Annotated in this window: 21 protein-coding genes and 1 pseudogene; 15 read left to right on the top strand and 7 right to left on the bottom strand. The window is 68.5% G+C overall.

Annotated features, from left to right (window positions below):
- Positions 1–5 precede the first annotated feature (5 nt).
- Positions 6–875 (bottom strand): MBL fold metallo-hydrolase, encoded by an 870-nt coding sequence (locus Mam01_RS08520; RefSeq protein WP_204284842.1) that lies wholly within the window; start codon positions 873–875, stop codon positions 6–8.
- 64 nt (positions 876–939) lie between these two features.
- Between Mam01_RS08520 and Mam01_RS08525 the strand changes: the two genes are divergently transcribed.
- The 9 genes from Mam01_RS08525 (at position 940) to Mam01_RS08565 (ending at position 10,965) form a co-directional block, all read left to right on the top strand.
- Positions 940–1,080 carry a hypothetical protein gene (locus Mam01_RS08525; RefSeq protein ID WP_204284843.1) on the top strand — a complete coding sequence of 47 codons (141 nt, stop codon included), beginning with the start codon at positions 940–942 and terminating at the stop codon, positions 1,078–1,080.
- 175 nt (positions 1,081–1,255) lie between these two features.
- On the top strand, positions 1,256–2,485 hold the full coding sequence (locus tag Mam01_RS08530) for an MFS transporter (RefSeq protein WP_204284844.1): 1,230 nt from the start codon (positions 1,256–1,258) through the stop codon (positions 2,483–2,485).
- A 10-nt stretch (positions 2,486–2,495) separates the two neighbouring features.
- Complete coding sequence (locus Mam01_RS08535; RefSeq protein WP_239101143.1) at positions 2,496–3,341, top strand: PIG-L family deacetylase; 846 nt, start codon at positions 2,496–2,498, stop codon at positions 3,339–3,341.
- Positions 3,342–3,619: 278 nt separating this feature from the next.
- A complete protein-coding gene (locus tag Mam01_RS08540; protein WP_239101144.1) occupies positions 3,620–4,363 on the top strand; it encodes a Crp/Fnr family transcriptional regulator in 744 nt (247 codons plus the stop codon).
- A gap of 95 nt (positions 4,364–4,458) precedes the next feature.
- On the top strand, positions 4,459–5,436 hold the full coding sequence (locus Mam01_RS08545) for a hypothetical protein (protein ID WP_204284845.1): 978 nt from the start codon (positions 4,459–4,461) through the stop codon (positions 5,434–5,436).
- Between the two features lie 7 nt (positions 5,437–5,443).
- Positions 5,444–7,486, top strand: a complete 2,043-nt coding sequence (locus tag Mam01_RS08550) for a hypothetical protein (protein ID WP_204284846.1) — start codon at positions 5,444–5,446, stop codon at positions 7,484–7,486.
- Positions 7,483–8,712: a hypothetical protein gene (locus tag Mam01_RS08555; protein ID WP_204284847.1), complete on the top strand. Its 1,230-nt coding sequence runs from the start codon at positions 7,483–7,485 to the stop codon at positions 8,710–8,712. Before Mam01_RS08550 ends, Mam01_RS08555 begins: the two co-directional genes overlap by 4 nt.
- A 100-nt stretch (positions 8,713–8,812) precedes the next feature.
- Complete coding sequence (locus Mam01_RS08560; RefSeq protein WP_204284848.1) at positions 8,813–10,096, top strand: DUF4407 domain-containing protein; 1,284 nt, start codon at positions 8,813–8,815, stop codon at positions 10,094–10,096.
- A 134-nt stretch (positions 10,097–10,230) separates the two neighbouring features.
- On the top strand, positions 10,231–10,965 hold the full coding sequence (locus Mam01_RS08565) for an alanyl-tRNA editing protein (RefSeq protein ID WP_204284849.1): 735 nt from the start codon (positions 10,231–10,233) through the stop codon (positions 10,963–10,965).
- A 60-nt stretch (positions 10,966–11,025) separates the two neighbouring features.
- On the opposite strand, the gene Mam01_RS08570 is transcribed toward Mam01_RS08565, so the two are convergent.
- Positions 11,026–12,873 carry a pectate lyase-like domain-containing protein gene (locus Mam01_RS08570; RefSeq protein WP_204284850.1) on the bottom strand — a complete coding sequence of 616 codons (1,848 nt, stop codon included), beginning with the start codon at positions 12,871–12,873 and terminating at the stop codon, positions 11,026–11,028.
- A 362-nt stretch (positions 12,874–13,235) separates the two neighbouring features.
- A complete protein-coding gene (locus tag Mam01_RS08575; RefSeq protein WP_204284851.1) occupies positions 13,236–14,141 on the bottom strand; it encodes a Sco1979 family transcriptional regulator in 906 nt (301 codons plus the stop codon).
- A 687-nt stretch (positions 14,142–14,828) separates the two neighbouring features.
- On the opposite strand from Mam01_RS08575, the gene Mam01_RS08580 reads away from it, so the two are divergent.
- Positions 14,829–15,044, top strand: coding sequence for a hypothetical protein (locus Mam01_RS08580; protein WP_204284852.1), 216 nt, complete (start codon positions 14,829–14,831; stop codon positions 15,042–15,044).
- Positions 15,045–15,171: 127 nt separating this feature from the next.
- On the opposite strand, the gene Mam01_RS08585 is transcribed toward Mam01_RS08580, so the two are convergent.
- The 3 genes from Mam01_RS08585 to Mam01_RS37250 form a co-directional block, all read right to left on the bottom strand.
- Positions 15,172–15,489: a hypothetical protein gene (locus tag Mam01_RS08585; RefSeq protein WP_204284853.1), complete on the bottom strand. Its 318-nt coding sequence runs from the start codon at positions 15,487–15,489 to the stop codon at positions 15,172–15,174.
- Positions 15,490–15,642: 153 nt separating this feature from the next.
- Positions 15,643–16,026: an MFS transporter gene (locus tag Mam01_RS08590; protein ID WP_204284854.1), complete on the bottom strand. Its 384-nt coding sequence runs from the start codon at positions 16,024–16,026 to the stop codon at positions 15,643–15,645.
- A 20-nt stretch (positions 16,027–16,046) separates the two neighbouring features.
- Positions 16,047–16,172 carry a hypothetical protein gene (locus Mam01_RS37250; protein ID WP_275408922.1) on the bottom strand — a complete coding sequence of 42 codons (126 nt, stop codon included), beginning with the start codon at positions 16,170–16,172 and terminating at the stop codon, positions 16,047–16,049.
- Between Mam01_RS37250 and Mam01_RS37255 the strand changes: the two are divergent.
- Positions 16,152–16,214 (top strand): annotated as a pseudogene (locus tag Mam01_RS37255) (transcriptional regulator); the annotation flags it as partial. The gene Mam01_RS37250 and the pseudogene Mam01_RS37255 overlap by 21 nt on opposite strands.
- Positions 16,215–16,217: 3 nt before the next feature.
- Positions 16,218–16,370 carry a helix-turn-helix domain-containing protein gene (locus Mam01_RS08595; protein WP_275408925.1) on the top strand — a complete coding sequence of 51 codons (153 nt, stop codon included), beginning with the start codon at positions 16,218–16,220 and terminating at the stop codon, positions 16,368–16,370.
- Positions 16,371–16,427: 57 nt separating this feature from the next.
- On the opposite strand, the gene Mam01_RS08600 is transcribed toward Mam01_RS08595, so the two are convergent.
- Complete coding sequence (locus Mam01_RS08600; RefSeq protein ID WP_239101145.1) at positions 16,428–17,888, bottom strand: MDR family MFS transporter; 1,461 nt, start codon at positions 17,886–17,888, stop codon at positions 16,428–16,430.
- A gap of 335 nt (positions 17,889–18,223) precedes the next feature.
- On the opposite strand from Mam01_RS08600, the gene Mam01_RS08605 reads away from it, so the two are divergent.
- The 3 genes from Mam01_RS08605 (at position 18,224) to Mam01_RS08615 (ending at position 21,259) form a co-directional block, all read left to right on the top strand.
- Positions 18,224–18,691, top strand: coding sequence for a lamin tail domain-containing protein (locus tag Mam01_RS08605; RefSeq protein ID WP_204284856.1), 468 nt, complete (start codon positions 18,224–18,226; stop codon positions 18,689–18,691).
- A gap of 159 nt (positions 18,692–18,850) precedes the next feature.
- Positions 18,851–19,696 (top strand): hypothetical protein, encoded by an 846-nt coding sequence (locus Mam01_RS08610; protein WP_239101147.1) that lies wholly within the window; start codon positions 18,851–18,853, stop codon positions 19,694–19,696.
- 396 nt (positions 19,697–20,092) lie between these two features.
- Positions 20,093–21,259 (top strand): endo-1,4-beta-xylanase, encoded by a 1,167-nt coding sequence (locus tag Mam01_RS08615; protein WP_204284857.1) that lies wholly within the window; start codon positions 20,093–20,095, stop codon positions 21,257–21,259.
- Positions 21,260–21,323 lie beyond the last annotated feature (64 nt).

Genomic DNA, 21,323 nt, shown 5'->3' on the forward strand with positions numbered 1-21,323 from the left:
CGCGCTCAGCCGTACGGCGGGCCGGTGCCCCGGCCGGGACCGGTCACCGGGCGATGGGGGCGCAGGCCGGCCTGCCGTACGGGCAGGCGGTAGGTCTCGCCGCGCATGAGGTAGTGCACGAGGTGGGACAGCCCCGCCCGGCGGACGTGCTGCTGGAAGTCCTTGAGCGGCGAGGCGAACGCCTCGTAGTCGTCGTAGTGCACGGGCAGGGCCGACTCCGGCTGCATCAGCCTCAGCCACTCCGCGCCCTGGTGACCGTCCATCGTCACCGTGACGCCGAGAATCCGGGTGCCGCCGAGGTGCACAACGCCCACGTCGATGTCGGGGAAGCGGCGCGGTATCTCGGCCAGGCACGGGTCCATGATCGTGTCACCGCTGATGTGCATGCGCAGGTCCACCTCCCCGGCGTGGGCGAAGTCGAGCACGCTGCCCATGACCGGCGGCATCAGCCTCTCGACCGGGCCGGGGGCGTGCCGGGCGGGTGTGGCGGTGACCGTCAGCGTGGCGTCGTGGCGGCGCACGAAGTGGTACTCCCAGGGGTCCAGGGCGACGGCCCGGTGGAATCCCTGGCGCCTCAGCCGGTGCGCCGCGTGGCGGGTGGTGACGATCGGCAGGTCCTTGTCGAGGCCGTGGCGGGCGATGTCGTCCCAGTGGTCGCCGTGCATGTGCGACAGGACGACCAGGTCCACGGGTGGCAACTCCGTGACCCCCATCGCGGGCTCGGTACGGCGGCGGGTGCGCAGGCCGTAGCCGAGACGGGCCCACTGCCCCCGGTGCAGGAAGTTCGGATCCGTCAGCAGGGTGAACCCGTGAGATCTGATGATCATGGTGGCGTTGCCCACGAAGAACACGGTCGCGTCCGCTGGATCGGGCATGGTGTCTCCCCTCTCCCAGGACTTCAGGCTACGTAAACCACCACAAATAACCCGAAAGTGGGGGGTGGTTGCCGGGCCGTGCAACGTACGGACGAGCCTGCGGATCTACGACATCGAGACCGGGCGGACGGCGACCGAGAAGACTCTGATCGAGCCGGGAAACGAGTCGCGGGTGCTCAACCTCGCGGCGATCTCACGGGAGTGACCCTCTGGCCGGGAAGGCCCACCGGGGGGCGGACGCCGTAACTCCCCAAAAGGCCCTTCAGTGCTGACGGGTGTGGCAAGTAACATGTTCGCCCAACGGGATCACCGGTGATCACGGACCGATGCTCCCGCGCCGCGGGTGGTCGGCAGGCTGCTCGTCAATCGCGGGAGGTCGGGTGTCCGCTCTGCGGCGTGAATCGTGGGTGCCGGTCGCCCTCGCCTACGCCACCTTCGTCCTGGTCGGCCTGAGCGCGGGCGTCGGGGGGGTGCTGCTGCCCGCGCAGATCGACGACTACGGCCTCGACAAAGCCACCGTCGGCACCCAGTTCTTCACCTTCTCGGCCGGGTTCATGCTGGCGGGGTCGACCGCCGGCTGGCTCATCCACCGCTTCGGGGTGCGCACCTCGCTTGTCGTGGGCGGCGGCGTGTTCGCCCTGGCCGGCCTCTACACGGCCGTACGCCCGCCGTTCGCTGCCTTCGTGGCGGTGCAGATCCTGGCCGGGTACGGCACCGGCATCCTCGAATCGGTGCTCAACGCCTATCTCACCGAACGGCCCGGGGCGACGACGCTGCTCAACCGCCTGCACGCGTTCTTCGGCGTCGGCGCGCTGCTCGGGCCGCTGCTGGCCACCTGGATCCTGACCTTCCTGCCGTGGACGGCCGTGTGGCTGGTCCTCGCCCTGGTGAGCCTGCCGCTGCTGGCCGGGTTCCGGCTGACCCTGCCCGCCCGCGAGATCCCGCCGCCCGCCGCGGACGGGGGGCAGGCGGAGCGCCCCGGCCTGCTGACCGCCGTCATACGGCAGCCCGCCGTCCTGCTGGGTGCCGTGTTCCTGGCCGTGTACGTCGGCCTGGAGATCGGCGTGGGCAACTGGGGGTTCAGCTTCCTGGTGGAGGAGCACGGGCAGAGCGATCTGATCGCCGGATACACCGTCTCCGGCTACTGGCTCGGGCTCGCCCTCGGCCGCTTCCTCATCAGCCCGGCCGCCACCAGACTCGGCATGACCGCGACCGGGATGACCTTCGTGTGCCTGGCCGGCATCACCGCGAGCGCGGTGCTGGCCTGGATCGCGCCGGGCCCCGCCGTGGCCGGCGTGAGCTTCGTGCTGCTCGGTTTCTGGCTCGGGCCCGTGTTCCCCACGACGATGGCCGTGGCGCCCCGGCTCACCGTGCCCCGGCTGGTTCCCACGGCGATCGGGCTGCTGAACGGCGTGTCGGTGGTCGGCGGGGCCGTGTTCCCCTGGCTGGCCGGGGCGATCGCGCAGGGCGTCGGAGTCTGGACCCTGCCGCCCTTCGCCGTGGTGCTGGCCCTGGCGCTGCTCCTCGTCTGGTGGCTCGTGGCGAGCCGCATGACCCCGGTCTCCCGCCTCGCCGGTTCGCCACGCACCGAGGATCAAGCCGGGATATAGGGTCGTCCAGGTGACGGTAAACGACACCACGGGGGATGGAATGGACTCGGAGCTCACCCTGATGGCCGTGCACGCCCACCCCGACGACGAGGTGATGGGCACCGGCGGCGTCCTGGCGAAGTACACCCAGGAGGGCATCCGTACGGTCCTGGTGACCTGCACCAACGGCGAGCAGGGCGACGGGCCCGGCGGCGTCAAGCCGGGCGAGCCCGGGCACGACGACGCGGCGGTGGCCGAGCAGCGGCTGGCCGAACTGCGCGAGTCGGTCGCCCACCTTGGCATCGACCACCTCGAACTGCTCGGCTACCGCGACTCCGGCATGGTCGGCTGGGAGGGCAACGGCCACGCCGACGCGTTCGCCAACGTCCCGGTCGAGACGGCCGCCGCGCGGCTCGCCGCGCTCATGGAGCGCTACCGTCCCCAGGTGATCGTCACCTACGACGAGAACGGCAACTACGGGCACCCCGACCACATCCAGGCCCACCGCATCGCGGTCGCCGCGGCAGAAATGACCGGCATCCCGGACAAGCTGTACTACATCGCCGTGCCGCGTGAGCGGATCCAGCGGATGTTCGAGTTCATGCAGGAAAACGGCACGGCTCCGAAGGACTTCGAGATCCCCGACGACTTCGGCACCCCCGAGGAGCTGATCACCTCCGTCGTCGAGGTCTCGCCGTACGTGGAGAACAAGATGAAGGCCCTGCGGGCCCACGCGAGCCAGGGCGAGAACATCCCCGTGCTGCAGATGTCCCCCGAGGCCCAGCACCAGGCCTTCGCGCACGAGTTCTTCATCAGGAAGACGTCCCGGGTGGCCACCCCCGACCAGGAGGACGACCTCTTCGCCGGCCTCCGCTGAGCCGACCGCCGTCATCGGCGCATCGGTCGCATGGAGACCGGTGCGCCGATGCCACACGCCCACCCCGTGGGCAGAAGAGGCATTGCCAATCAACGACGCGTAGGTCGTTCTGTCTGACTTATTCATCTTTAGAGCGATTTATACGATGCCGGATATACGGATAGACACGTAAATATCGCTTTCTCGTTAAGCCGTGGCCCCTGCCGGAGACCGCCACTACGGTTGCGACGGAAATCAGCGAATTCGGCTTTCCTGAGCAATCCACCCAAGGTGTATTCATGACGGCAGACAACGACCTGCCCGAGAGGTGGCCGGCAGGAACGTTGATGTCGTGGCTCAGCCCCCGGGACAGGCGCGTGCTGCTTTCCCTCGGGCAGAGTCGGCGTCATGACGTTGGAACGGTCCTCATCCATCAGGGCGACACCTCGCGTACGGAGATCCTGCTCCTGCGCAGTGCCGGGATCCGTCCGGCCTCGACCGCGTGCGTCAAGGTCTCCGCTCATCTGGCGAACGGAAGCGAGGCCATGCTCGGCATCAGGGTCAGCGGAGACGTGGTGGGGGAGATGGCCTCCCTGCGCCGCTTGCCCCGTTCGGCCACGGTGACCGCCTGCTCCCCTGTGCTGGTGCACACGATCCTGGCTCGCGACTTCCTCTCGTTCCTCGACTCGTCTCCCCCGGCGTGGAGCGCGCTGACCCGCATGGTCGCCGAAAGGCTGGACTGGGCCAACAGGCGGCGCCTCGACATGACCGGCTATGACGTTCCCACCCGCCTCGCCCGCGTGCTCGTCGAACTCGCCGATCGGCACGGCCGACCGGCGCCGACCGGGCGTGACATCGGTGTCGAGCTGTCCCAGACCGAACTCGGCAGGCTCGTCGGCGCCCGGGAAGACGCGGTGGGCAAGGCCGTACAGAGACTCAAGAAGGCCGGGCTGATCCAGTCGGGCTACCGCCGTTACGTGATCAACGATGTGGCCGGCCTGTCGCGCTACGCCAGGGGCCAGGACGGCACCAGTTCCGATTAATCACTGAGATCCCGTATTGGTACGGGGTTCTCGGCTCCCATGCTGACGAGACTCGGTACCGCAACAGGGGTTTCGGACACGAAAGGTGACAAGTGATGGGCAGTGCCGACTTCGGCCGGAGGCTGTTGGTGGCCGCCGATGCCGAGGGTTACGGCCGGGGCGACGACATGCGGCACGAGGCTGTGCAGTCGGGCCTCGTAGAAGTCCTGCAGGAGGCCGCGGCGGAGGCGGGGCTGTCGATGGACCGATGGTCGTGCCAGGAGCAGGGGGATGGCCGGCTGTGCCTGCCTTCCCCGGACGATCCGGAGTTGCGCGTGGTCGACGACTTCGTGTGGAAACTCGAGGCCGCGCTACGACGGCACAACCGGCACCTGCGCGACGAGGTGCGGCTGCGGCTCCGCCTGGCCATGCACCACGGAGTCGTCGTCCCCGGCCGGAACGGCTATGTGGGCCAGGCCGCGGTGACCGTGTGCCGCCTGCTCGACGCCAACGAAGCACGACGCGCGCTCGCCTCGGCGCCCCAGGCGAACCTGGTGGTCGTCTTCTCGGAACGGATCTTCGAGGACGTCGTCGCGCAGGGACACACCGGCTATCGCCCCGGTCTGTTCACCGAGGTCACCGTACGGACCAAGGAGCGCGACGAACGCGCCTGGATGCTCGTGCCGGAGCGCTCAGCGGGATCCAGGACGGAGCCGATGACGGGGGCTGCCGCCCCCAGCGGCAGCCAGAGCAAGGGAGTGACTATGGACACCGGGAACCTGCAGGATGTGGCCGACGCGCTGTGGCCGGTGATCGCGGCGGGCGGTCTCGAGAGAGTCGGCGCGTACGGCACGGAGGCCGCCGTGGCCGCGACGGGTGGCCTGCTCGACCGGCTGCGCCGGTTCCGCAAGGAGAAGGGGAAGACGGAGCAGCCCTACTCACGCGAGGAGCTCTACCGGACCCTTCAGGAGATGGTCCGTGACGATGCTCTGCCCGATCGGCTGCTGCGGCAGTTCGCCGCACAGCAGATCGCGGTGAACCTCTTCCATGCCCCGGTCAACGTGACCAACGGCACCATCGGCATCGGCAACTGACGCGCAGATGTCCGATCAGGAAGCCACTCCCGAGGAGGGAGGCGAGCCGGTCGCGCCCGGCGAAGAGGAGACGCGCGACCGGGTACGCCAGTTCTACCAGGGCCAGACCGTCATCAACCACTTCTACCAGCGGGTCCGCGCGGGCACCGTCGGCGTGTCCGGTGAGGGGGCCGACTGGTCGAGGCGCAGGTCCGGCCCTCTGACGGAAGCGGAGATCACCGGATCGCGCGACAGGTACGTCCCCCCTCCCTGCTACGTCGAAGCCGCCGAGCTGCTCACGGAAGGGCGTGTCCGGGTGCTCGCGCTGGTCGAGCCCGGCCGAAGCCAGCGCCGGAGCGGTAAGCGCAGCGGCGCGATCAACCTGCTGCTCACCGTCGCCGGGACGCTCGTGGACCTGAGCCCGGGCTACACGCTGGAGGAACTCGCCGCGCGTGACTACCGGAAGGGATACGGCTACCTGCTGTGCGGCTGGGCCGCCGACGGACAGGATCCGGAGGTGACCGACTTCCACGTCCGCGCGCTGGAGAAGAGGCTGCAGGAGGCGGAGGCCCATCTGGTCATCACGGGGGCCGCCCACACGATGCCGCCAGTGCGGCAGGTGACCTGGGGCCAGCCGCCGCCCGATCGGATACTCCGGGCGTACGGCCTGACGGGAGCGCCCCTGGAGGCGGCGGCCCAGGCGATCACGGCCGAACACATCGTGGCCGACGTGGTCGCGCTGGCTCGGGCGCTCGCCCGTGGCGAGCGTCTGGACACGGCGCTGGACGGGCTGGAAGCGGTCGCACGCCGACGGGTCGGCGACTGGTTCGAGCAGGGGCCGAACCAGAAGCAGATTTTCGAAATGACCGCGGCGGTCTTCACCGCCAACCTGCCCGAGCGCACTTTCGAACGCCTGCATGGCCGTCTGGCGGCCATAACGGATTCCCAGCCGCACCCACCAGAAGGGGACGCGGAGGCGGCCCCGATGCCCGAGACCCGCCGGAGGCGCGTCTCGGGTGATTCGCTGCTCGTGGTCGAGCGCGGCACCGACGCGACCGGGATACCGGAGCGGCGGCTCACCTTCCGCACCTACGGCTACCGAGGCCACGTGGTGTCCGAGCTGTGGGACAGGCACGGGGCCAGGGTCTGGGAGCCGGTCGCCGAGTGGCTGGACGACATCGTCGTGGAACCCGACGTAGGCTTGCGCGTCGAGATCGCCCAGGGACTGGCGCTGCTGGCGGCGGAGGATTTCCCCTACGTCCACGACACCTTCCTGCGTCCGTGGGCCGGCGCTTCCAGGGGATGGACGGGCCAGGTGGTGGCAGCCAACACGCTGTCGTGGATGTGCCTCAACGAAGGGCTTCCGGCGCACGCTCTGCGCACCGCGATCCGATGGTCGAGGTCGAAGAACGAGAACGTACGCACCACCTCGGCCCTCGCCTTCTCCGGCGAGATTGCCGTCCGCTTCCCCGCGGAGGCGGTGCGGCGGCTCTGGTACCTCGTCCAGGCCGACGACCGGACCAGCGGCAGCGCGCGACAGGCGCTGGTCCTGCTCTTCGAGACCCTGACCACCGCGACCGGCAACGCTCTGGCGGTGCTCGACTGGCTGGACCGGCGGGTACGGACCGAGAGCAGGGTGGGAGAAGCCGCCCGTCCTCTGCTGCGAACCGTGCTGATGGTGCTGTCCGCACGTGACAGCGATCTCGGGACGCCGGTGGCGGCCCTGCAGTTACGCAGGCGACCCGACAGCGCCGACGTCCTCGGCAGGCTCTGGGCCGCCCTCCTCGTCAACCGCCCCTACCGCAGGACGTCGATCAGCACGCTGCACGAAACCCTGTCCTGCTTCGACGAGCGGGACGCCGGCGAGACCGAAGTCGTCAAGGCGCTGATGGCCGCGCTGGCACGTGCGCTGCCCGTGAGGGAGTGTCCGCTGCTCGCGCGGGACTTCCGCACGTACGTCATGACACGGGACCTCCCCAGGCATCGGCTGGAGGTCTTCCTGTCCCTGCTCCACCTGTTCTTCGGCTCCGAGACCGACCCCCCTTCGCATCCTCCTCGAGGAGAGCTATGACATATCCGATCGTCCAACAGCAGACGCTCGAACCGGTGATGAAGCCGTCCTTTCTGCAAGCGGCGCGCCGATCGGTGAGCGATCTCCCACGCACGCTGCCCCACCAGGTGCTGGTCTTCAAGCACGGCGCGTCTCTGGTGCGCGGCGACGAGCGCTACATCCACGGAAACGAGCCCCACGTGCTGGAGGCGACGAGCGTCAGCGTCGTCGACATGACCGTGGGCCGGGCGGTCACCGTCCAGGTCCCCATCAAGTCGGCGGGAGCCACCGAGTTCACGGTCTCCGCGACCTTCGCCTGCACGGTTCGCGATCCTGAGGCCGTCGTTCGCGACGGGCATCAGGACGTCGCGGGAGCGCTCACGAACTACCTGTGCGCTCACCAGCGCCTGTTCGAGCTCGGGCTGCCGTATGAACTCGACGCCGTCGAGCAGGTGCGGGGGGACGTCGCCGCACAGCTGTACGCGTACTGCACGATGACCCCGCCGCTCGTCTCCGGCATGGAGATCGTGCTGTCCCACGTGCACGTGGCGAAGCCGGAGGAGGTGGCCCAAAGCCAGCGGGACCGCGAGGTGAAGCGCTACGACCTGCGGGGAGACCACGAACTGAAGACGGAGGCCCGTTTTCGCGAACGCGAGTACGAACTGCAGGAGCAGGACTACCAGCACCACAGGATCAGCCAGGACCGGCAGTTCGCTCGCACCCAGGCGTCCGCTGACCGCAGTCACCAGATCGAGGACGCGGCCAAGATGCGGGAGTACCTGCAGAGCGGCTCAGGAGCCCACGAAACGCTGTTGCTGTCGGCACCCGATCTGAGCCCGGCCGACTACACCGAGCACCTCGCTGGCTTCGCCAAGGACGCCCGGCAGGACGCTCTCGCACGGGTGGCGACGGCACTGGACGACCTGCGCTGGAGCCGGAAGGTCAGCTACGAGATGCAGGTGAAGCGCGCGGAAGGCCGTATCGAGGTTATCCGGGCCGCCATCCACCGCGGGCTGTTCGACCAGGCAGCGGGCGAGGATCTCCTGCGCATGCTGGAGGCCGGCGACGCGACCGCGCCGGTGGACGGGAACAGCCTGGCAGGCACGAACCAGGCGGCGGTGGAGCCGACCGGTCCGGCGGAACCACGCCATCCGGTCGACGGAGACGGACACAGCAGACGCGCCGGAGACGGCCAGGAGCACCCGTTCCGTGACGACCCGCTGATGGAGGAGGACATGCGTGCCTGACACGGCCACCCGCCAGACTCCTCTCAACGGACACTCGCTGAGAATCCCCTCCACGCGGCGGGGTGGCGGCACATCTCCGCAGCCCGTACGAGTCTCCGCAGTGCGCGGGAGGGCGGGTCGCTTCCTCCGGTGGCTGGCCGGAGTCGACGAGCGCCTGATTCGCGAGGTGGGCCAGGAGCGCGCCCGTTACACGAGCCTGGGCGGCATCGTGGCCAGTACGGCACTGGTCGCCGGAGCGTCTTTGCTCGGCGCGGCGACGCTGGTGACCGGCGTATTCTGGCTCTTCCTGCTGCCCTTCGCCCTTGCCTGGTCGTGCGCCGTCGCCAATCTGGACCGGTTCCTGATCAGCGGCATGCACGGCAAGGAACGCGCTCGCCGCCGGTCGCTCAGCGCCGTCGCGCGTATCTTCGTGGCCGTCGTTCTCGGGCTGATCATCGCTGAGCCGCTCACGCTGACCATCTTCCAGACGAGACTGGATCAGGAGATCCGAAGCGCGCGGCTGCGGGAAGTGACGGTGCTGGAGAGCAGGCTCACGCGGTGCAACCCCCTACCGGGGGAGAACCAGAACGTGACCGCCCCCGACTGCGCCGAGTACGTCCTTTCCGGCGGCCAGGCGTCGGTGGCGACCGGGGCCAACCTGACGGAGCTCAAGGACCAGGTCAAGCAGGCGCGCGACGGGCTCGCCCGCGACAGAAGGGAACTCCGGGACCGCCAGAACGCGGCCAGGAAGGAGTGCAACGGCACTTCCGGCGAAGGGCTGACAGGCCGGTTCGGCGTCGGGCCGAGTTGCCGGAAGCTGCGCGCCGAAGCCGACAAGTTCGCCTCGGACAGCAGGATCGACCAGCGCCAGAAGACGCTGCTCGGCCTCGAAACCCAGTTGAACGCGCTGGCCGGTGAGAAGAACAAGAACGAGGCCGAGGAGAGCCGCCTGATCAGCAAGAAGATCGCCGACACGGTCCGGCAGAAGAAGGAGTCCTACCAGCGGATCGACCTGCTCGAACGTTGGGAGGCATTGGGAACGCTGTCCAGCCAGAGCGGCTTCGTTACATTCGTACACTGGCTGTTGCGCATCTTCTTCGTCCTGTTCGACTGCCTTCCCGTGATCAGCAAGCTGATCAACGGATCCACCTCGTACGACGAACTGATTGACAGGAAGCGGCGAAGCGACCTGGACAGGGCCGAAGCGAAGCGCCAGGCGGAGGACAGGAAGGTCGTCGGCGAGTACGAGCACCAGCTCCACGAGGAGAACAGGCGCTTCCAGCGGAAACGGCAGCAGGTCGACCTCGAGACCCGGCTGGAGACCCTCCACCAGACGGAGGAGGTCGACAAGCTAGCCGCCAGGATCCGCCGAGGCACGAGTAGCGACGGATCGCGCGATCAGTGACCGCCCGGCCGGGCCTGGCACGCGGCAGGCCCGGCCTCTCCGGTGTTACGTGCGGGTGGTCAGGCGAGGACCTGGCGGGTCGCCGCCCTCCCAGTGCCCCGTACTCCGCGGCAGGGAGAAGTAGACTTCCTGGGATGACGTTCGATCTACATGGGCGTACGCGCCGGCTCGAACTCGCCGACCAGGAGTTGCGGTCCTTCGAGGCGGTCGTGCTGGAGGCCACGCCCGAGGGTGTCGTCCTGGACCGGTCGGCCTTCTATCCGGGCGGCGGCGGTCAGCCCCCGGACCAGGGCGTGCTGCTGTGGCAGGGCGTCGAGACCAGGATCGAGGGCGTCCGCAAGGGAGACGACCTCTACCTGATCCCGGCGCAGGACGATCCGATCCCGCCCGCGGGGACCGTCGTACGGGCGGCCGTCGCCGACGAACGGCGCTCGGCCCTCATGCGCACCCACTCCGGCCTGCACGTGCTCTGCGGCGTCGTGTTCCGCGACTACGGCGCCCTCGTGACCGGCGGGAACATGGAGCCCTTCACCGCGCGGATGGACTTCAACCTCCCCGAGGTGCCGCCGGGCTTCAAGGAGGCCGTCGAGGACGCCTGCAACGCCGAGATCGCGGCCGACCGCCGCATCGACGTACGGGTGCTGCCGCGCGAGGAGGCCTTCGCGATCCCCGACATCATCCGCACCGCGACGAACCTCGTGCCCGAGGGCATCCCGGAGGTACGGATCATCGACATCACCGGGCTGGACACCCAGGCCGACGGAGGCACGCACGTCGCCTCGACCAAGCAGATCGGCAGGATCAGGGTCGCCAAGATCGAGAGCAAGGGCCGCGGCTTCCGTCGCCTGCGCATCGCGGTCTCCGACTGAGCCGTCCCCCGCGAGGTGCGGACCGCGTACGGCCCGCACCTTTCCGCTGTTCTTCGTTCCTTACGGGGCCGGGTAGTCCGTGACGTACACCGGCGCGCCGACCTTGGTCGTGTCGGCCGCGTCGCCCACGCCGTTGACGACGTGGTCGATCGTGCCCGCGCTGAGGTTGACCGTCATGATGTGGTGCAGCCGCACGCCCGGGGTGCGGGGCACCTCGAAGCCGTTCTCGGTGTGGATCGACGGGTTGTTCTGGTTGAAGACGTAAACACCCGCGCCGTACAGGCGATGCGTCCGCACCCGGTCGCCGACCTTGTAACCGGCGTACCCCTCGACCTTGCCGTTCATCCAGTCGGCCTGGGTCGGCGGGTCGTACGGCAGCTCGTTCTGGTAGAGGATCGTCGTGCCGTCGTCGCCGTTCCAGACCGTGTTGTAGCGCTGGAAGTGCTCGACGAACAGGCCGGTCGCCGTCACGTGGTCGCCGTTGACGACGGCGCCGTAGCGGCCGATGTTGGTCTGCCAGCGCTGCGTGTCGGTGAAGCCCTCGACGCCGTGGTCGGCGCGCCACACCCACGTGTGGTCGATGAGCACGTCGTCGCTGTCGACCTGCAGCGCGACGTCGGTCTTGCCGACGTGCGGCCCGCCGACGCGGAAGTACACGTCGGAGAGGGTCGTCGGGTCGTTCGCCGAGGTCCGGTGCCCGCCGTGCTCCCTGCCCACGCGCAGCAGGACCGGCGACCTCTCCGTTCCGGCGTCGATGGTCACGCCCGCGACGACGACGCCGGGGACGTCCGCGACGTCGATCGGAGTCGAGCCGTGGACGGCGGTGAGCGTGGCGTGCCCGAGGCCGAGGACCACCGTGCCGGGACGCCTGACCTCGATGCTCCGCGCGATGTCGTACACGCCCGGCGTGAGCAGCAGGTGCCTGCCCCGGGCGAGCTGGCTGTTGATGGTCTGCACGGAATCCGACGGCCTGGCGACGAAGAAGTCGCCGATCGGCAGCGTACGGCCCGGGGTCGGGCCGTTCGCCCAGGAGACGCCCCGGGTGTTCTTCCGCGCCGCGGGCACCCGCACGTTGTATCTGCCCTGCGCGTCCACGAACAGGTACGGCTTCTCACGGCTGACCGGCGTGGTGTCGAGCGTCGTGTACGGCGGGTTGGGGAACCCGCTCTCGTCGGGCGCTCCGACGACCCCGGAGAAGACCTGGTTCCACACGCCGTTGGACCAGCCGGCGATCTCGGTGTTGCGGGTCAGCCACTGCTGCTGCGAGCCGTTGATGACGGAGGGCAGCTTGGAGTCGGCGATGAAGCCACCGCTGGCGTACTGCGGGCCGGCGGTGCAGTAGTCCATCAGCGACAACGTGCCGCCGGTGACGTTGAGACGGCGCATCGAGACGGCCTGGGAGACGGCCCAGAAGTTCGCCCCCTTCCGGCAGTCGTCCTGCCCGGCCCCGTTGATGTTGATCGACAGGTTGGACAGCGTGCGCCAGAAGTTGACGAGCGCGAGGCAGTTGCCGGTGCCGTTGTTCTCCAGGCAGCGGTTGTAGACCTCGACCTTGCCGTTGATGACGACGTCTCCGGGGGAGGCGCCGAGACCGGCGATCTCGGTGTAGTAGCCGACCTTGATCTGCAGCGGGTGCTCCGCCGTGCCGTACGTGCCGGGCCGGAAGAGATAGGCGTGCCGGGACGTGCCCATCTCGTTGTCCACCTGGGCGGCGTTGGCCGCGTCGAGGGTCGCCTGGATGTCGGCGACCGGCATGCTCGGGTCGAAGACGGTGACGTTCGGGCCCAGGTTCGCGACGCCCGGGTTTTGCGGGGTGGCCACGGCTGCCGGGGGTGCCGCGGACAGCGCGGCGGCCGTCATCAGCAGGCCGGTGGAGAACACGAGGCCGATCCGGTGACGGCCGGTCATGCGGTTCGTCCTTCCCGCTGAATGCCGAATGCGGAGGACGTGGGGGTGGACGGCGGGTAGGAGGACACCGCGTGGGGGGTCCCTCGACGGGCGCGGTGGCCCGTTCCGGTGCCGGGGTGGCTCACGATCGTCATCGACCTGCCTACTCAGGGGGTGGACGGCCTGACACCGGCCGGCCCCCCGCGAAGGCTCGTGAGAGCGCTCTCTTGGGTGGGCGGGCTTGTATCAAGCCGCGAAGAATGTGATGAGTCGTTTGTACCCCGCGAACCCCTTCTGGCGCTATGTCCTCGGCCGCCCCTCTTGCCCGCGCGAGGCGCGGTCCGGCGTCGCGGTCCGTCCGGAACACGCTCTCGTCGGAGGCGTCAAAGACGGTCGTGCAGCTCCCGCAACAGTGCGACGCTTTCGTGGCCAGGCCGGGCCTCCACGCACAGCCTCTCGATCACTTTCGTGTAGATGTCGAGGTCCTCGCGCTTGTCGAGGTAGAGCGCGCTGCTGAGCTGTTCGAGATAGACCAGATCGGGAAGGTCCGGCTCGGTGAACCGCAGCATCGTGAACGCCTGGCCGATCAGAGCATGGCCGGCAGCGCCGTACGGAAGAATCTGGACAGTCACATGGTCGCGTTGCCCCATCTCGATGAGGTGCCGCAACTGGCCCCGCATCACCTCAGGACCTCCGACCGGGCGCCGGAGAACGCTCTCCTCGATCACTGTCCACAACGTCGGCCGTTCAGCCGCCGCCAGAATCCGCTGACGCTCTCGCCGCACCTCGACTCGGCGTTTGACCTCCAGCGGCATCGCGTCCGGCTGGGCGAGCCTGATGTGCGCCTGGGCGTAGTCCTCTGTCTGCAGGAGAGCGGGGACGGCGTGCGGCTCGTACGTCCTGATGACCGAGGCTCCCGCCTCCAGTCCCAGATAGACGTTGAGCCAGGGTGGCAGGACATCGCTGTACTTGTGCCACCAGCCCGGATTGTTGGCCTGCTTCACCAGGCCGAGGAACGCCGCGCGCTCCTCGGCGTCCGTCACGCCGTAGAGCGTCAGGAGATCGGCGACGTCCCGCTCCTTGAAAGGGCTCCGGCCCAGCTCAAGCCGACTGATCTTGGATTCACTACCTCGAATGAGATGTCCCGCTTCAGAGCGAGATATACCTTTCGCCTCACGCAGCCGACGTAGCTGGCTGCCCAGTGTGATGCGCAGGACGGTCGGTCCGCTTCCCGATTGACCGGGATTCCCGTCGGCCGGCCATCCGCTTCCTGCGAGTACCGCCGCCATGAACTCTCTCCCGCGCAGATGCCTGACCGGGGAAACCACGCCTCGATGAGGGTCTGCGCACGTTGAACCGTCCCGGACCGGACAGTACGCCATCGAATTGTCCGGCGCCCATGGTAGCCCAGTCCGTCGCGGGATCCACAATGCATGTGCAAATAGCCGCTCATGCGCATGTGCAACTCTACAGGGCTCCCCCAGGGGCGGGCACAACGGCAGGAGAGCACCAGACAGAAGGCAGCAAGGGAATCTCTCTCGAACGAAACTCCCTAACCGTACGGACCGAAACTCCAGTCGACCATGAGGAACGCCTCACTACCCGATAAAAAGCATCTGCACGTGCATCTGGTCGGTCATAATCACGTGCGGATGGCCCTTGCACGGAGGTGATCGCTGGGCGAGGATAAGCGCCATCGAGCATGGCGCCTCATAGAGGCCATACGAAAACGAACGGCCCTCCGTGTACGAGACAGAGGGCCGTTCCTGATCAGGTCCCGCGCTTCCACCGCACGAAAGGACATGAACGATGACGAAGATACCCCCTGCGACCCACGGCCGGTGGGTCCCACCGGCCATTCCGCTGAGATCACGGGCCGCGAGGCCGGCCACGGCTTCGGGCGCGGCCTCGTGAGTCCCCGGGACAGGACACCGTCGGAAACGACGGACCACCCCGGCGCGACGACCGATCAGCCTGTGGGCCCACGGAGATGCCGGCTGGCGCGCGGGCGCGTGGAGGCCAGCGGGCCCGGTGACGGACACCCTCCAGCGCTGCTGTCCTCCCGCGCCCTCCTCCTCGTGTTCGTCTCCGTGCAGACCGGGGTGACCGTGACCGTCAGCCCGGCGCTCGCGCTCCCGATCGGCGTCGCCCTCACCACTCTGGCTCTCCTGCACAAGCTGACGGGTTCCTGACGGCGCTCGGCTCTCGGAGCATCGGCCAAGCGGGGCAAGGCACCGGTGCCGATCCGCCGCCGGGAGCGGTCGACGGCGTCCGGCTGACCGGCTGGACGCCGTCGACCAGGCCACCCGGAGCGAGCCGTCAATCCCGAGTGCGAATCACCGAAAGGGCTTTCTCCGTCACCGCCATCCACATCGCGAAGACGGCGCAGCCGCTCTCGAATGCGACGAGCCGCGAATACCATTTCTGGTCCGTCCCTTCGGCCTGCGCCACCGTACGGAGCAGTAACAGGCCACCGGTGAGATTGACCAGACCCCAAACAAGGTTGACCGCCGGGCCGGAATTCCGGCCGAACGGGGTGAGGTGCCGGCGTCCCGTCACCGCCGTCCCCAGGTGGGGAGCGCTGTTACTCACCAGCAGTCCGGCGGTGAACGCCCGGGCCTCAGGAGACAATCCCATCAGTCCTCCGTCCCGGCCGCATTCACCTGGCCGGTCCATCCGTTGTGGAAAAGCATTGTCCGTACGTAATCATCCGTACGGACAGAATGCCGGACCGAGCCTTTTCGGGCGAGCCTTTCGGAACCGCGGCGCCCTTCCGGGTGAAAGCGCCGTTCAGCACTCCGCGTACGGCGGCTGAAGCGGAAGCCCTGGATCGGCCTGTCTCACGGACCGGCCGCGCAGGGAACCCGCAGTCACCACGACGAGCCCGGCGAGGGCGAGGCCGGCGCCGACCCACAGCGGGGAGACGTACCCGTACCCGGCGGCGAGCGCCAGACCACCGAGCCAGGCGCCGAGCGCGTTGCCGACGTTGAAGGCGGCGATGTCGGCGCCGGAGGCCAGGGTGGGCGCATCCTGGGCGTACTTCATGGTCCGCACCTGCAGGCCGGGCGCGCTCGCGAGGTCGATGGTGCCCATCAGCAGCAGCGAGACGATCGTCGCGACCCGGTTCTCCGCGGTGAGGGCGAGGGCGGCCATGACGACAGTGAGGAGCGCCATGATGCCGATCAACGAGGCGTTCAGGGACCTGTCGGCCGCCAGCGGACGATGCCCGCGGTCAGCACGAGGGCGCCGACGGCGACGCTCAACCCGTAGACGGAGACGAGGTAGCCGGCCACCAGCTCGTGGGCGTCTGCGTCAGCCATATCCAGGCCAAGACGGGGGTCGCCCAGTCCACCGTCTCCACCTACATGGCCACGCTCGAACGGGCGGGCCTCGTCCGCTCCACCCGCGTCGGGAAGTGGACCCACTACCGGCGCGACGAGGAGGGCATCGCCCGGCTCATCGAGACGATCAGGCGCAGCGTCGGAAGCGCCGACGTGGCAGACGTCGTCCGCCTGTGAGCTGCCGCCTGCCGAGCGGGCACGACCCACCCGGCAAGGGATTCCGTCAGGCCGGCCTCAGTGGCCGTGTCCGTGGAACTCGGCTCCGGCGTCCGCCCGGGCCGGCAGGAGCACGGCGGTGACCACCACGGCCAGGGACAGCACCGCGCCGATGACGAAGGCAAGCCTCATGCCGCCGAGGTTGGCGAGCATCTCCGTCGTTCCCGCGGACCTCAGGGCGTCGGCCCGCGCGCTCATCACGGTGATCACGAGCGCGGTGCCAAAGGCCGCGGCGACCTGCTGCAGCGTGCTCAGGATCGAGCTGCCGTGGGAGTACAGGTGCGGGGGAACCGCGCCGAGCCCGAGGGTGAACACGGGGGTGAAGGTCGCGGCCAGGCTCACCATCAGCAGTGCGTGCAGACCCAGGAGCTGCCAGAACGGCATGGTCATCGTGACCTGGGTGAAGCCGGCGAGCGCGATCATGATGCCGACCGCGCCGGGAACGACCAGAACCCGGCCGCCGAACCGGTCGAACAGGCGGCCGACGATCGGGCCGAGGAGCCCCATCGCGAGGCCGCCCGGCATCACGAGGAGCCCGGTCTCCAGGGGACTGAGCTGCCGGACGTTCTGCAGGTACAGCGGCAGCAGGATCATCGCGCCGAGCATCGCCATGAAGGAGACCGACATCATGATCAGCGCGATCGTGTAGGTGCGGTGGCGCAGGGTGCGCAGGTCCATCAGCGGCACGCCGCGCTTCTGCAACGACAGCTGGCGGACGACGAAGAGCACGATGGCGACCAGGCCCGCCGCGACGATCGAGGCGGCCACGCGGACGTCGCCACCCTCGAACCGGCTGAGCCCGTAGACCAGGCCGCCGAAGCCGGCGGCGGCGGTCACCACGCTCAGCCAGTCGATGGTGCCGGCCTGGGGCTCCCCGACGTTCTTGAGCTGCCGCAGGCCGCCCCAGGTGATCAACGCGGCGATGGGGAGCACCACGGCGAACAGCAGCCGCCAGGACCCGAACTGGAGGATCACCCCCGAGACCGCCGGGCCCATGGCGGGCGCGACCGAGATGGCCAGCGTGACGTTGCCCATCACACGGCCGCGGTCCGACTCAGGCACAACCTGCATCAACGTCGTCATCAGCAGCGGCATCATCACGGCCGTCCCGGACGCCTGGATGATGCGGGCGCCCAGCAGCAGCTCGAACGACGGCGCGACGGCGGCCAGCGTCGTGCCGAGCAGGAACAACGCCATCGCGGTGGCGTACGCACCACGGGTGGACGCCCGTTGCAGGAACCACCCGGTGATCGGGATGACGGCTGCCATGGTCAGCATGAAGGCGGTCGACAACCACTGCGCCGTCTGTTCCGTGATCTGCAGTGCGCCCATCAGCCGCGGAATCGCGTTGATCAGGAGCGTCTCGTTCAGGATGACCACGAACGTGGCGAGCACCAGCAACCGGATCACGGCCGGGGTGCGCCCCGAGGCGGCGGGGGCCACAGGCTTGGCGGGTGAATCAGTCTGTGCGATTGACACGGTACCTCGATCAGGATCGTCGGAACATGACGCGGGCATAGCTGGGGCTCAGCCCTGGGCCCCGCAAGAAGTTGCGTTCATGGAAAGCCTGACGGACGCCACCGACAAAACTCATCGCCCATGCCCAGAGTTACGGCACGTGCCATGAAATGTCACATGGTTTTCACCTGAGACGGACACCGACGGCCCGCTGCCGGTCCCTACGCAGCCGCCCGGGGCGCGCCTCCAAGGCGCTCACGCCGTACGCGGCCTCACCCGAGCGGTAGAGGTCAACCGGATCCGCGAGCGAGGCGTCAACACTCTGTCGCATCCCATATCTCAGGAGTGAGCACATCGTGCGTCAGGTCCCCTTTGGCCTGCTGGCAGCGGCCGTCACCGTTCCCCTGCTCGCCGCCCCCGCCCAGGCCGCCACACCTGCCGTCCAGATCACCAAGATCTACTACGACTCGCCCGGCTCGCCGGACACCGGCTCCAACAGCAGCCTGAACGGCGAGTACGTACAGATCAGGAACACCACCCGGAAGGTCGTCAGCCTCAAGGGCTGGACGATGCGCGACAAGACAAAGCAGGCAGGTCACGTCTACACGTTCGGGGCGTTCACCCTCAAGCCCGGGAAGACGGTCACCCTCCGCACCGGCAAGGGGAAGAACACCTCCACCACCCTCTACTGGGGCCGGAGCGGCAACACCTTCGCCTACATCTGGAACCAGGACAAGGACACCGCCTACCTGCACAACGCCGGCGGCAAGCTCATCGACTCCTGCTCGTACAACAACCCCAAGGCGGCCTACGTCACCTGCTGAAAGCCCGGGACACGCGGGCGCTCAGGCACGCGCCCCGTGGAAGCGCTCGGCCTGGGACCCTGGCCAGTACGCCGAGGCGCGCCACCGGCGCGCAGCTCGGGACCGGTCATGCGGACACCGATCCAGTCCGGGAAGCTGTGGGAGCCTTGATACGTGGCGATGCAGTGGTCTCGGCAGGAGGTCGTCAGAGCGGTCACGACATGCTTGCTACGCGCCGACACCACAATTGACGGGTACTCCGTCGTCGGCGTGATCGCGGAGCCCGACTGCATGCTGGTGCTTTTCCGCTGGCGACGAGATCCGAACACGTACGCCCTCAAGATTGCGTTCCCGACGGCGCCGGAGAGTCCCTGGACCGGCCTGTCGGTGACCTCACCGGATGCATGGGCCGCAGACGTCGCCGCTCTTCTCTCGGAGGAACTCGGGACAGGGCTGGTTCGTCCTGGCCGCCGGCTGGTTCGCGACGGGTACGTTCTCCTGGACACCCATGAAGCTCCGGACGTCTGCCCCGCAGGGTTCTCCATCAGTCCGGTTCCACTCGACGACGCGGTGCCCTCCCTCCCACGGTCGCAGAAGACCTCCGGATCGCCTCCGGCACAGGTTGCGGCTGCCACGGCCGGCTGTTGGTTGGCCGAGGCGGGAATGGATGTGACCACCCCCAGGCAGTCGATCGCCGAGGGAAAGCTCGTCTGCTGGCTCCAGGCCTCCGTCGACAATGCCCGTTGGAGACCTTTCGTCGGCCAGGCGGCCGCGTCCTGGGAGGACGAACAGCACACCGTCGCCCGTCTCGACCTGGTGCACATCCGGCCTGAGGTCCCATCAGAGGTACGGGATGCGCTGATCCGTCTCACGGTCTTCGAGGCAGCCGAGGCCGGTGCCCTACGCGTGGTCACCGCGATCGACGAGCCCGAGCTCCAGGGACTCGGCTTTCGACCAGCGTGCGGCGGCGGCTTTGAAATTTACACCGGCAGCGTTGGATCACCCCCGGACCCCACGTCCGCCTGAGACCGTGATCCCGCTTGCGGCCCGCCCGAGCGGCTTCTTTCGAGCGCCCCCCGCCACCGCGGTGACCCTGACGACATGCCCTGCCGCATCTCTCCAGCCAAGGCAGCGGAACCGAAAAGTTTCGAAAAACCCGCCATCAGCTTGGGCGCGGGCGTAGAGCCCACTCTCGCACTTCTCCGCCCCGCAGCATCCATGGGCCGCGAAGTCACTGGTGATCGGATCTCTTGACGTACAACTGGCAACTTCCTATGGTCTGCATTACTTTCGTAACAGCCTCGAAACTTTCGGTCACCCCCGTCGCCCATAGATGGAGTCACGACTTGCCGCCACCCGCCCGGCGGGGCTGACCTGATCCACAGAGCCATCACATCCCTGTTCTCAACCCGAGGAGTTCCTGTGGTTCGTTCCGCACTGTCCATCGGCGTCCTGAGCGCCACGGTCCTGCTGGGCGGGGTGGCTCTCACCAGCTCGGCCTCGGCCGAGCCGGGCGCCGCCGCCGCACCGCCCAAGGCCGTCCGCTACCCGGCGGACTCGCTGCGCGCCCTCGGCGACCGGACCGGCCTGCGCATCGGCACCGCCGTGAACATGGACGAACTCGGCAGCAACACCGACTACACGCGGATCACGGCCGAGCAGTTCTCCAGCGTCACCCCGGAGAACGTGATGAAGTGGCAGCTCGTGGAGCCCACCCGCGGCACCTACGACTGGGCGCCGGCCGACCGGCTGGTCGCCTTCGCGAAGGCCAACAAGCAGCTGGTCCGCGGACACACGCTGGTATGGCACAGCCAGTTGCCCACCTGGCTCTCCTCGGACGGCTACACCACCACCCTGTCCAACGACGAGCTGAAGGCCCTGCTCAAGAAGCACGTCCAGGACCAGGCGAAGCACTTCAAGGGCGACATCTGGCAGTGGGACGTCGTCAACGAGGCGTTCGACGACGACGGGAAGCCCCGCCAGACCGTCTGGTACAAGGCGTGGGGCGGCCTCGGCTACATCGCCGACGCCTTCCGCTGGGCGCACGAGGCCGACCCGAAGGCCCTGCTGTTCTACAACGACTACAACCTCGAGTTCACCGGGCCGAAGAGCAACGCGGTGTACGACTTCGTCAAGACCCTGAAGGCCCAGCGCGTGCCCATCGACGGCGTCGGCTTCCAAGGCCACCTCGACACGCAGTACGGCTTCCCGGACCTGCAGAACAACCTGCAGCGCTTCGCCGACCTCGGCCTGAAGGTGGCCGAGACCGAGGTGGACGTCCGTACGTTCACCCAGGCCGCGCCGAACGTGAACACCCCGACCGACCCGCTGGCTCCGTACGCCCAGGAGAGCTACTGGTCCCGCGCCCTGAAGGCCTGCCTGGCGGTGCGCGAGTGCATCTCGTTCACCCCGTGGGGCTTCGGCGACACGTACTCCTGGATCCCGGGCTGGTTCGACAACCCGCAGGAGGGTGCCGCGCTGCTGTACGACGCGGACCTGAAGCCCAAGTCGCAGTACTACGTGATCCAGCAGGACCTGGCACTCGCCGCCGGCGCCCCGCGCCGGACCGGCCCTGGCGCCGGTCACTGACCGAACCGACAGACCTGGGGTCGCCCTCCGCAGGGCGGCCCCAACGCCATACTCCTGGGGAGAA

Origin of the sequence: Microbispora amethystogenes, from assembly GCF_016863015.1 — a bacterium.
GTDB classification, from domain to species: Bacteria; Actinomycetota; Actinomycetes; order Streptosporangiales; family Streptosporangiaceae; genus Microbispora; species Microbispora amethystogenes.

Coding starts and splice junctions, on each gene's coding strand:
- Mam01_RS08520 (WP_204284842.1), bottom strand. CDS start 875: ATGCCCGATCCAGCGGACGCGACCGTGTTCTTCGTGGGCAACGCCACC.
- Mam01_RS08540 (WP_239101144.1), top strand. CDS start 3,620: ATGACGGCAGACAACGACCTGCCCGAGAGGTGGCCGGCAGGAACGTTG.
- Mam01_RS08545 (WP_204284845.1), top strand. CDS start 4,459: ATGGGCAGTGCCGACTTCGGCCGGAGGCTGTTGGTGGCCGCCGATGCC.
- Mam01_RS08550 (WP_204284846.1), top strand. CDS start 5,444: ATGTCCGATCAGGAAGCCACTCCCGAGGAGGGAGGCGAGCCGGTCGCG.
- Mam01_RS08555 (WP_204284847.1), top strand. CDS start 7,483: ATGACATATCCGATCGTCCAACAGCAGACGCTCGAACCGGTGATGAAG.
- Mam01_RS08565 (WP_204284849.1), top strand. CDS start 10,231: ATGACGTTCGATCTACATGGGCGTACGCGCCGGCTCGAACTCGCCGAC.
- Mam01_RS08570 (WP_204284850.1), bottom strand. CDS start 12,873: ATGACCGGCCGTCACCGGATCGGCCTCGTGTTCTCCACCGGCCTGCTG.
- Mam01_RS08575 (WP_204284851.1), bottom strand. CDS start 14,141: ATGGCGGCGGTACTCGCAGGAAGCGGATGGCCGGCCGACGGGAATCCC.
- Mam01_RS08585 (WP_204284853.1), bottom strand. CDS start 15,489: ATGGGATTGTCTCCTGAGGCCCGGGCGTTCACCGCCGGACTGCTGGTG.
- Mam01_RS08590 (WP_204284854.1), bottom strand. CDS start 16,026: ATGGCGCTCCTCACTGTCGTCATGGCCGCCCTCGCCCTCACCGCGGAG.
- Mam01_RS37250 (WP_275408922.1), bottom strand. CDS start 16,172: ATGGCTGACGCAGACGCCCACGAGCTGGTGGCCGGCTACCTCGTCTCC.
- Mam01_RS08595 (WP_275408925.1), top strand. CDS start 16,218: ATGGCCACGCTCGAACGGGCGGGCCTCGTCCGCTCCACCCGCGTCGGG.
- Mam01_RS08610 (WP_239101147.1), top strand. CDS start 18,851: ATGCAGTGGTCTCGGCAGGAGGTCGTCAGAGCGGTCACGACATGCTTG.